This window comes from Agrobacterium sp. V1 (assembly GCF_030518355.1).
GTDB classification, from domain to species: domain Bacteria; phylum Pseudomonadota; class Alphaproteobacteria; order Rhizobiales; family Rhizobiaceae; genus Agrobacterium; species Agrobacterium cucumeris.
Genome location: NZ_JAULSF010000002.1, coordinates 975998 through 986157, shown reverse-complemented (window position 1 = coordinate 986157; position 10160 = coordinate 975998). Strand labels below are relative to the sequence as shown.

Annotated in this window: 3 protein-coding genes; all 3 read left to right on the top strand. The window is 59.8% G+C overall.

The genetic code is table 11. From position 1 onward, the window contains the following. Window positions 1–6: 6 nt before the first annotated feature. The 3 genes from QSV77_RS18540 to QSV77_RS18530 are packed head-to-tail and all read left to right on the top strand — an operon-like array spanning window position 7 to window position 10149. Window positions 7–7710, top strand: coding sequence for a non-ribosomal peptide synthetase (locus tag QSV77_RS18540; RefSeq protein ID WP_302735269.1), 7704 nt, complete (start codon window positions 7–9; stop codon window positions 7708–7710). A 4-nt stretch (window positions 7711–7714) separates the two neighbouring features. Further along, a complete protein-coding gene (locus QSV77_RS18535; protein WP_302734601.1) occupies window positions 7715–9391 on the top strand; it encodes a condensation domain-containing protein in 1677 nt (558 codons plus the stop codon). A gap of 14 nt (window positions 9392–9405) precedes the next feature. Next, the gene (locus QSV77_RS18530) at window positions 9406–10149 is read left to right on the top strand and encodes a thioesterase II family protein (protein ID WP_302734600.1); all 744 of its coding nucleotides are present in this window, start codon (window positions 9406–9408) and stop codon (window positions 10147–10149) included. Window positions 10150–10160: the final 11 nt, after the last annotated feature.

Genomic DNA, 10160 nt, shown 5'->3' with positions numbered 1-10160 from the left:
AACACGATGGATATTTCCCGACTGACCGCAGATGAAAAGCGCCAGCTTCTGCAGCGCATGATGGCCGGACAGCAGGCATCCGAAAAAAAGAATTTCCGCCTGAGCCATGCTCAGGAACGTATCTGGTTCGTCGAGCAGATGCAGCCCGGCTCAGGCGCATATTCAATACCTCTGGCCATCAGGCTGAAAGGTCCGCTCGACCGCGACAGGCTGAAGGCCTGCTTCGATATCGTCGTAGAGCGCCATGAAAGCCTGCGGACGGTTTTTAAGGTTATTGACGGAGAGCCGTTCCAGGTCATTTCCTCCCGGTCAACGGCAGACTTCAGCTTTCACCAACCGGGCGATGACGAGACCGCACGCGATGCCGCCATAAGCCGCTTCGCGCGGGAGCCGTTCGAGCTCTCGCAAGGTCCGCTGTTTCGCGTTGGCCTGTTTTCCGTCGCACCTGACGAGCATATCCTCGTCATGGTCATCCATCACATCATTTCCGACTACGCCTCGTTGCAGATCCTCATCGACGAGGTCCACAGGCTCTATAGCGCGTCCGGATCTCCCTCCACCGGCCAGCTTCCGGCACTCGATATCCAGTATCGCGACTATGCCGAATGGCAGCGCAACGGCACTGCGGAGCTTTCCGGCCAGGTCGATTACTGGCGCGAACAGCTTCGTGATGCACCGCTGCTGCTTCAACTTCCGTTCGATTTCGCCCGGCCGGTGACGCAGGCGTTTCGCGGTGCCCGGCACAAGTTCCACCTTGGGCCGGAACTCTCCGCCGCCATCAAGGATCTGGCGAGAAGCCGGAAACTGACGACATTCATGGTGCTGCTGGCGGCCTATCAAATTCTGCTCGCCCGCCTTTCGAGATCCGACGACATCTGCATCGGCACGACGGCATCGAACCGCAACAGAGCGCAGACCCGCAACCTCATCGGGCTGTTCGTCAACAATCTCGTCATGCGGACCCGCCTGCAACCGAATGACACTTTCGATGCGCTGCTCGAACGGGTCAGGGAGACAACGCTTGAAGCCCTGTCCAACCAGGATGTCCCCTTTGAGCAGGTGGTGGATGCGCTGAATGTCGAGCGTGACATCGGCCATAACGCCCTCTTCCAATCGACTTTCGTGCTTCACAATGCGTCGGGTGCAACTTTCGACCTCGGCGATATCAAGGTCACGCCGATCGCGCTCGATTCAGGCGCCTCGCGTTTCGATCTCAGCCTCGACATGCACGAGGGACGAGGCACCGAAGGTTTCAGCGGCATTTTCGAGTTCAATACCGAACTTTTCCTGCCTGAGACGGTGGCACGCTTCTCAGACTATTTCATGAGACTGCTCGGCGGGCTCGTGTCGAATCCCGGCGGTCGCATCGCCGAAATCGACCTGCTGGACGAGACAGAGCATGCGGCCATAGCGGCTGCCAACCGGACGACCACCGCCTTTCCATTGAGAGATGTCGCAGCGCTGCTGGAAGAGACGGCAAAGGCGCGCGGCTCGTTTGCGGCCGTGCGCTGCGGCGACCGGCAATATTCCCATAGTGATATCAATGATGCCGCCAACCGCGTGGCGTCCGGTTTGCGTGGTCGCATCGGCAACGGCAAATCCCATCCCCGCATCGCCATCTGCCTGCCGCGTTCCGAAAACCTCGTCATCGCCATCCTCGCGGTGCTGAAACTCGGAGGCCATTATGTGCCTCTCGACCCCGGGCACCCGGCGGAACGGCGCTCACTCATTCTCGAGGACTGCGAGCCTGACATCATTCTCGTCAGCGAGGCTGACGATGACGCTGCGAAAGCGGCATATCCTTCCGATTGCATGGCGATTGAACCTCTGCTGCGCGCAACCGGCTCCTTCGGTAATCCGCACCGCGAGACGTTGCCTGACGATTTGGCCTATATCATCTACACATCGGGTTCGACGGGCAGGCCGAAAGGCGTGCCTATCCGGCAGAAAAGCCTGGTCAATCTTCTGACCAGCATGGCGAGACGGCCGGGCATGACCGCTGAAGACCGGTTCCTCGCCGTCACCACGCCGGCCTTTGACATCGCCACCCTCGAGCTTTTGATGCCGCTCATGGTCGGCGGCCTGCTGATCATCGCCGAAGCCGATGATGTCTATGACGATATGGCCCTTTCGGAACTTATCCGGAACCATGACGCGACGATGATGCAGGCAACCCCCGCGACATGGCGACTGATGGCCGATGCCGACTGGAAGGCTCCGGCGGGTTTCAGGATGCTTTGCGGCGGCGAAGCGCTCGAGCCGGGCCTTGCCCGCCGCCTGCTGGAGACCGGTAGCGAATTGTGGAACCTCTACGGCCCGACCGAAACGACCATCTGGTCCACCTGCACTCGCATAACCCCCGGACATCTGGAGCTTCCAGCCCTGCCGATCGGCGAGCCGATCGCCAACACGCAGCTGCATTTGCTCGATGACGCGCTGATGCCGGTGCCCGCAGGCGTCGTCGGAGAACTGTATATCGGTGGCGAAGGTCTGAGCCCCGGCTATTTCAACCGGGACGATCTGACGTCGCGCGCATTCGCCGAGGGCCCAGCCGCAGGCTCGAACGATCGGCCTGAAGCGTCAAGGCTATACCGAACCGGTGACCTGATGCGGCGTTCCGCCGCCGGACACCTTCTTTATGTCGGCCGCGCCGATTTTCAGGTCAAGCTTCGCGGTTTCCGCATCGAACTCAGCGAGATCGAGGCGATCCTTGCCTCGCAGTCATCCATCGAACAGGCCGTCGTTACCCTTTGGCAGGATGAGGAAGGCTCGGGCAATCTTGTCGCCTATTGCCGCCACGGGACTGGCGTGGTGGACGAGGAAGCGATCCGCAACGCGCTCGCGTCACAGCTTCCCTCCTACATGCTTCCCTCAGCCTATGTCTGGATGGACAGTTTTCCATTGAACGCCAATGGCAAGATCGATCGCAAGCGGCTTGAACGACCAAAACAGATCGTCTCGTCAGCCGCCTATGCCGCTCCGCGCGATGGCACCGAGCAGATGGTTGCGGCTATATGGCGTGAATTGCTCGGCGCCGAGAAGATCGGCCGCGACGACAATTTCTTCACGGTTGGCGGCCATTCCCTGCTGGCGACGCGGATGCTGGCGCGTTTGCGGACGTCATTTGCCGTCGACCTGCCGCTGCGCACCATTTTTGAGAAACCCAGACTTGCGGAATTTGCCGGTGCCGTCGATGCGCTGGTGGCCATCACCGGACGCGGATCGGAACCGGGTTCATCCGGACTGGCAAAGCGGAACCATACCGGCCGAACACCGCTATCGCATGCACAGAACAGACAATGGGCGCTGGCGCAGCTTGAACCGGACAGCCCGCTTTATAATATTCCGTTTGCCCTGAAGATCAGGGGACCGCTCGATTTCGCAATCCTCTCGCATGCGCTGGAACTGACGGCGCAAAGACAGGATATCCTGCGCAGCCGGTTCGTCTCCGTCGATGGCAAGCCATTCGTCGAGACTGACCCCGAGATGACATTCCGGATCGTGCCGGAAGAGATCGGCGATAGGGAACTCGAGGCCGCCCTGCTCGATTGCGCGCGCCGGCCATTCGATCTTGCCGTTGCTCCGCTGCTGCGCATTCACGCCTTCCGCACCGGCCCGCAGGACCATGTTCTGCTTTTCATATTGCACCACATCATCGGTGACGCCCTTTCAGCGGAAATTCTGCTCAACGATGTTGCTGAGTTTTATGTATCCCTCTTAAAGAAAACCGCACCGCCAGACGGGGCGCTGCCGCTGCAATATGCGGATTTTGCAATCTGGCAGCGGGAACAGGACACGAAGGGCGAGGTCGATTATTGGCATAAAACACTTGCGGGCGCTCCGCCGCTGCTGGAGTTGCCGACGGATTTTGTGCGGCCCGCCATACAGGGCTTCTCGGGTGACAGCATCCGCTTTTCGCTCGATGCAGTTTTGCTCGCAGGATTGCGAAAACTCTGCGACCAGCGAGGCGCTACCCTCTTCATGGGAATGCTGACAGCATTCTCGACGCTGCTCCAGCGCGCCAGCGGCATGCGCGATATCGTCATCGGGACACCGATATCCGAGCGGTTCCACCCCGATCTGGAAAACATCATCGGGATGTTTGCCAACACGCTGGCGATCCGATTGCAGACCCAGGGCGGCGAGAGCTTCAACGAAGCACTGAAGGCAACCCGCGACACGGCATTAAGCGCTTTCGCCAACCAGGCCGCGCCGTTTGAGAAAGTGGTTGATGCGCTCTCACTTCCCCGGACATGGAGCCATAACCCGCTGTTCCAGGCCATGCTCGTCTCGACCGTCGAAACCCGGCGCGAAGCCATTTCGCTTGCCGGCATGGATTGGGAAAGACTGGTGCTTCCCGATACGTCGTCGCGTGTGGACCTGACATTGTTCATCCATGAAACAGCGCACGAACTTTCGTGCCGTCTGGAATATCGCAGCGATCTTTTCCGCCGCTCAACCATGGAATCTCTTGGTGATGCGCTGGTCGCCCTGCTTGAAAAGATTGTGGAACACCCTGATGTGCCACTCGACAGGTTGTCCCTGCTGTCGGGCAGCCAGCAGAAAAGGCTGCGGCAATGGAACGAGACGGAGGCGGCATTTCAGCCGCAGCGGCGCTGCCTGCACGACTTCGTGAAAGCGAGTGCTGACGCCAATCCGCAGGCAATAGCAGTCACTGATCAGGACCGAAGCCTGTCCTATGCCGAACTTGACCGAAGAGCCGACCGGCTCGCCAGCGGGCTCACCGCAGCCGGCATAAGCAGTGGGAAACGCGTCGGCATTCGCCTTGAAAGAAGCGTGGGGCTGGTGGTCGCCATATTGGCAGTTCTTCGCACCGGCGCGGCCTATGTGCCGCTCGACCCGCGTTACCCCGCCGACCGCATAGAATTCATCGCCGCGGACGCCGATCTGGCACTCATTCTGGTCACGACAGAGGATGATATTTCGGCTGTCGGACAGAATTTCCGCTGCATGACGCCGGGTATGGTGGAAAGTCTGGCAGGCGGCGCCGTGCCGACGCCAGCGACGTCAGGCTCCGATCTTGCCTATATCATCTATACATCAGGTTCGACCGGCAGGCCGAAGGGTGTGGCCATCGAACATCGCAACGCCGTTGCTTTCGTGCAATGGTGCCTGCACAGCTTCACCGGCGACCAGCTGTCCGGCGTGCTCGCCTCCACCTCGATCTGCTTTGATCTTTCGATCTTCGAAATATTTGCGACGCTTGCGGCGGGTGGACGCATCTTCATGGTGGACGATCTCTTCGCTTTCCCGAGCGCACCGTTTTCAGGTGAAGTAACGCTGGTGAACACCGTTCCGACGCCAATGTCCGAGCTGCTCAAACTCGGGCCCCTGCCGGAGAGCGTGAAAACGGTTTGCCTTGCGGGAGAGCCGCTGCCGCGTGAACTTGTCGCGCGGATATACGCCGACGACCATGTCGAAAGCCTCTATAACCTGTACGGCCCCTCGGAAGACACGACGTATTCGACGGTGGCGCCGGTGCCCAAATCGGGAGAATGGTTCGGCATCGGCGTGCCGATTGCCAATACCCGCGCCTATGTACTCGACGGCGAGTTAAACGAGGTGCCGGTTGGAGTTCCCGGTGAATTGTTCCTGTCCGGCAGTGGGCTGGCGCGTGGCTACTGGAACCGGCCCGGCCAGACCGCCGAGCGTTTTCTGCCCAACCCTTTTGCCGATTGCAGCGAACACCGCGTTATGTATCAGACCGGCGATGTCGTGCGCAGACGTGATGATGGTGGCCTCGATTACATGGGGCGCGGCGACCGGCAGTTGAAGCTCAACGGTTTTCGTATCGAACCGGGTGAAATTGAGGCTGTATTGCTTCAGCAGGAAGGGGTGCACGAGGCCGTTGCCGGGCTCTGGCGCGACGCCTCCAATCATCCGCGCCTGGCAATGTGGATTGCCGGTGATCCTGCCCTCGAAATCGCCAAACTTGTCGCAATTCTCCGGCAACGCCTGCCCGAGCATTTCATTCCCGTGCTTGCGACCAGGCTCGACGCACTTCCACGCCTGCCGAATGGTAAGCTGGATAGATCCGCGCTGCCGGACCCGGCAGCCCATGGCGAGCGCTCCGGTGAAATTGCAAGTCCGCTCAATGACCAGGAAGACGTGCTGGCGCAGATATGGCAAGGCTTGCTCGGTTGCGGAGACATCCGGCGAAACGACAATTTCTTCTCGCTCGGCGGCGATTCCATCCTTGCCATCCAGCTGGTTTCACAGGCCCGCCAGAAGGGGTTGAGGATGACCCCGCGCGACGTGTTCCTCTACCCCACGCTCGCATCGCTCGCAGAAGCGACATGCACGGAAAGCACTGCGACGGCCGAAAACGGTCATGCCGATGGCGACGCTACGCTCGGCGCGATTCAGCGCTGGCTTCTGGATCAGGACCTGCCCGATCTCTCCCACTGGAACCAGGGACTGATCCTGAAACCCACCCGATCTCTCGATCTCGACCAGCTCGAAAAGGCGATCGCCAGAGTTCTCGATGAACATCAGTCGCTTCGCGCCAGATTTTTGCGTGAAAACGGGCAATGGCAACAGAAATTCGCCCCTCTTTCGGCGATGCCCCTCATGCAGCGACTGGCCGCCACGGATGAGAACGACGTCACGGATTTTGCCAGAAAGCTCCACGCCAGCGTCGACCTTGGTGCCGGGCCTCTTTTCGGCGCGATTTTCGCGACATTGCCCGATGGTTCCGGGCGCCTCATCCTCGCGGCCCACCACCTCATCGTCGATGGCGTGTCCTGGCGAATGATCGTCGCGGATATCGAGCGGCATTATCTGGAAACGGGCACCATCCGCTCCGGGGCGGTCACGGCGGGCAGCTGGAACAGCCGGCTTTCGCGGTCGGTGCTTTTCGATGGAGAGGAGGCATATTGGCGCGGCATCTGCGAAGAAGACGTGCAGGCGCTGCCGCTCGACGACCAGAGTGGCAGCAATACTCAATCGGATGCGGTGACGTACCGGCAGACGATCGATGCCGAAACAACAAGGCAACTGCTTCGGGATGTGCCGGAATGCTTCAGCATCGCCTCGAACGAAGTTCTGGTCGCAGCCCTTTATCTGGCGCTGCGGCAATGGAGCGGAAAGCCACGCCTGCGCCTCGAAATGGAAAGCCACGGCAGACCGCATCTGTTCGAGGATATCGACATTTCCGAAACGGTGGGGTGGCTGACCGCGCTTTATCCCGTATTGTTCGATACGCCCGATGACGCTACGCCAGACCGCCTGCTTCTCGACGTCAAGGACACCCTGCGGCGAATTCCCAATAATGGCGTGGGTTTCGGTGTTCTGAAATATCTTCGCAACAGGGGTGGGCATTTGGACTACGGCCAACCGCAGGTCCGCTTCAACTATCTCGGCCAGATGGATGCCATGTTCGGCGCCGACAGCCTGTTTGCTCCCTCCGGCATCACCTCCGGTCCGATGTACGGCCCCGGCAACCCGCGCGATACGATCCTCGAGATCAATGCCATGGTGGTGCGTGGCGAATTGCAATTGCAATGGGTCTATGGCGCGCAGCTGCATTCCGGGGACACCATCAAGATGCTGGCTGGCCATTTCCGGGACAATCTTGAAACGCTGATCCAGCATTGCCTTGATGGTTCAGGTGCTGGTTACAGCATTTCTGATTTCCCGTTGATGGATCTCGGCCAGGACGAACTCGACAATCTGCTAAAGAGCTTGTGACACAATGGACAATCGCCCGCTTGAAAGCCGCCGCCGCCCGGCTATCGAAAACATCTATCCGCTGTCACCGATGCAGGAAGGATTGCTGTTCCACTCCATCGCCACGCCTGACGAAGGCGTCTACGTGCCGCAGATCGTCCTGCAACTGAGAGGCGCGATCGATCCGCAAATCATGCATGATTGCTGGAGCGAGATGGTGTCGCGCCATGCCGTTTTGCGCACTACATTTCACTGGGAAGAAAGAGACGAACCCTTTCAGGTGGTCCACGGCGATGCCAGCCTCGCCTGGTCGCAACTGGATTGGTCCAGTCTTGATGTAGAGGAGCAGCAAAGCCGCCTCCGTGCGCTTCTGTCCACCAACCGGCGGCAGGCTTTCGATCTGAAGGCCGCTCCGCTGGTCCGCCTGCAATGGATCGACTATGGCGGGGGAAATTCGCGTCTGGTACTTCAGTATCATCATATTATTCTCGACGGATGGTCGGCGGGCCGCATCGTCGAAGACGCCTTCAGGACCTATCAGAGACAGCGCGGCTCATCACGTCCGCCGCTACCCGCACCACGGCCCTATGTGGATTATATTGCCTGGCTGAAAAGCAGGAAGCGTGATGCGACGCGTGCGTTCTGGACGGACTACACTGCCAGCATCGACGGACCGTGCAGGATTACCCGCGACGCCACCGGCGGCGAGGCGGATTTCTCCAGTCATCACCTCGCCTGCGATCCCGCAGTTTCCACGCAGGCGGCAAAACTGTGCAGGGACATGGGGATTACCCCCAATACCCTGCTGCAGGCCGCACTTGCCATCGTCATGGCCCGAAAAACCGGCAACAGACATGTCGTCTTCGGTGCGACAACGGCCGGGCGTCCACCTGAACTACAGGGTGTGGAACACATGGTCGGCCTGTTCATCAACACGCTGCCGGTGTGCATCGACGTTGAAAAGGGCAACCTTGCCCCATGGCTGCAGACATTGCAGAAACGCCAGTCCGCCTGTGCGGAGCATGACTATCTGCCGTTGCGCGAGATACAGGCCGGGCGGGGCGATCTTTTCGACTGCCTGCTGGTCTTTGAAAACTATCCCGTGCCCCGAGACATATCGGCGGAAGCGACATTCGCCGTGACCGGCGTCGACGTCGATGAATGGACCCACTATCCCCTCACCCTGTTTGCCGCTGCCGACGCCACGAAGATCGCGATTTCCGCCCGATACGACAGGCGCAGTATTGCCGTGCAGGAGGTAGAGGCTTTCCTGAATGAGCTGGGGGAGACAATCGGCGAGATGGCCAGCGGCACTCCAACGGTTCCGCACGTATCCGATACGGATGCAAGGCCGGTGCATATCGACAGGCCTGCGCAGTCTTCGGCGGAAACACGCAATGATCTACCCCTCTCCGCTTCGTCTCCGGCTACCGCCTGGACGGAAACGGAAGAAAGGATCGCCCGGATCTGGGCAGAGGTTCTCAAAGTCGAGGCCGAGCGCAATAGCGATAATTTCTTCGACCTCGGTGGCCATTCGCTTCTGGCTGCCCGGGTCGTCAACCGGGTACGGCGAGAATTTGCGATCAATTTTCCCGTAAAAGTCCTGTTCGACCGTCCGGTCCTTGCGGCATTTGCAGCATTCATCGACGCGCTGAAAGCAACCGCCGCGCCCGTGGGCGAACACAATGCGATTGAAATATGATACAAGGACACACAATGACAGTTCGTCCCAGGTTGATCTGCCTTCCGCCAGCCGGCGCCGGCCCGAGCCTGTTCCGGTCATGGGTTCATTCTGAGAGCGTCTTTGACGTCACCCCAGTCGCCCTGCCGGGTCGCGAAGCGCATTTCACCAAGCCGCTGCCGCACGATATCCAGAGCCTTGCGGAACATGTGGGACACGAAATCTCCGGGCTGCTTCAGGCCCCCTATGCCCTGTTCGGTTACTCCATGGGCGCTGTGGTGGCCTATGAGCTGCTCCGGCACCTCTCCATCCGGGGCCTGCCGCTCCCGGAAGCACTCTACATTCTGGGCTCGAACGCGCCCGACCGTGTTCTCGAAGGGCGTGAGCCCATTCACGTCATGACGCGCGAGGATTTTCACCAGTCGCTGGTCGAAATCGGCGGTACGCCGGACGAGATATTACGCGACACCGAGGCGATGGCTCTGTTCGAACCCGTTCTGCGCAACGATTTTCGTATTTGCGAGACTTATGAATTTACGCCCCCGCATGTCCCTGTTACGCTTCCGGTACATGTATTCGTGGCCGATGCCGACCATCTGGTCAGCTGGAATGCGGCGCGTGCGTGGGAAAGCTGTATCGGTCAGGATGTCACCATGCATCGGATCGAAGGGTCGCATATGCTTGCTCCGCAAGCGTTTGCGCACTTAATCGGCAGACTGGGCCAGCTGTGGCAAACCGATGCGATGCAGGCAGGGGCTGTTTCAGCGAGAGAGGCATGAACCTGATTTGA

Coding starts and splice junctions, on each gene's coding strand:
- QSV77_RS18540 (WP_302735269.1), top strand. CDS start 7: ATGGATATTTCCCGACTGACCGCAGATGAAAAGCGCCAGCTTCTGCAG.
- QSV77_RS18535 (WP_302734601.1), top strand. CDS start 7,715: ATGGACAATCGCCCGCTTGAAAGCCGCCGCCGCCCGGCTATCGAAAAC.
- QSV77_RS18530 (WP_302734600.1), top strand. CDS start 9,406: ATGACAGTTCGTCCCAGGTTGATCTGCCTTCCGCCAGCCGGCGCCGGC.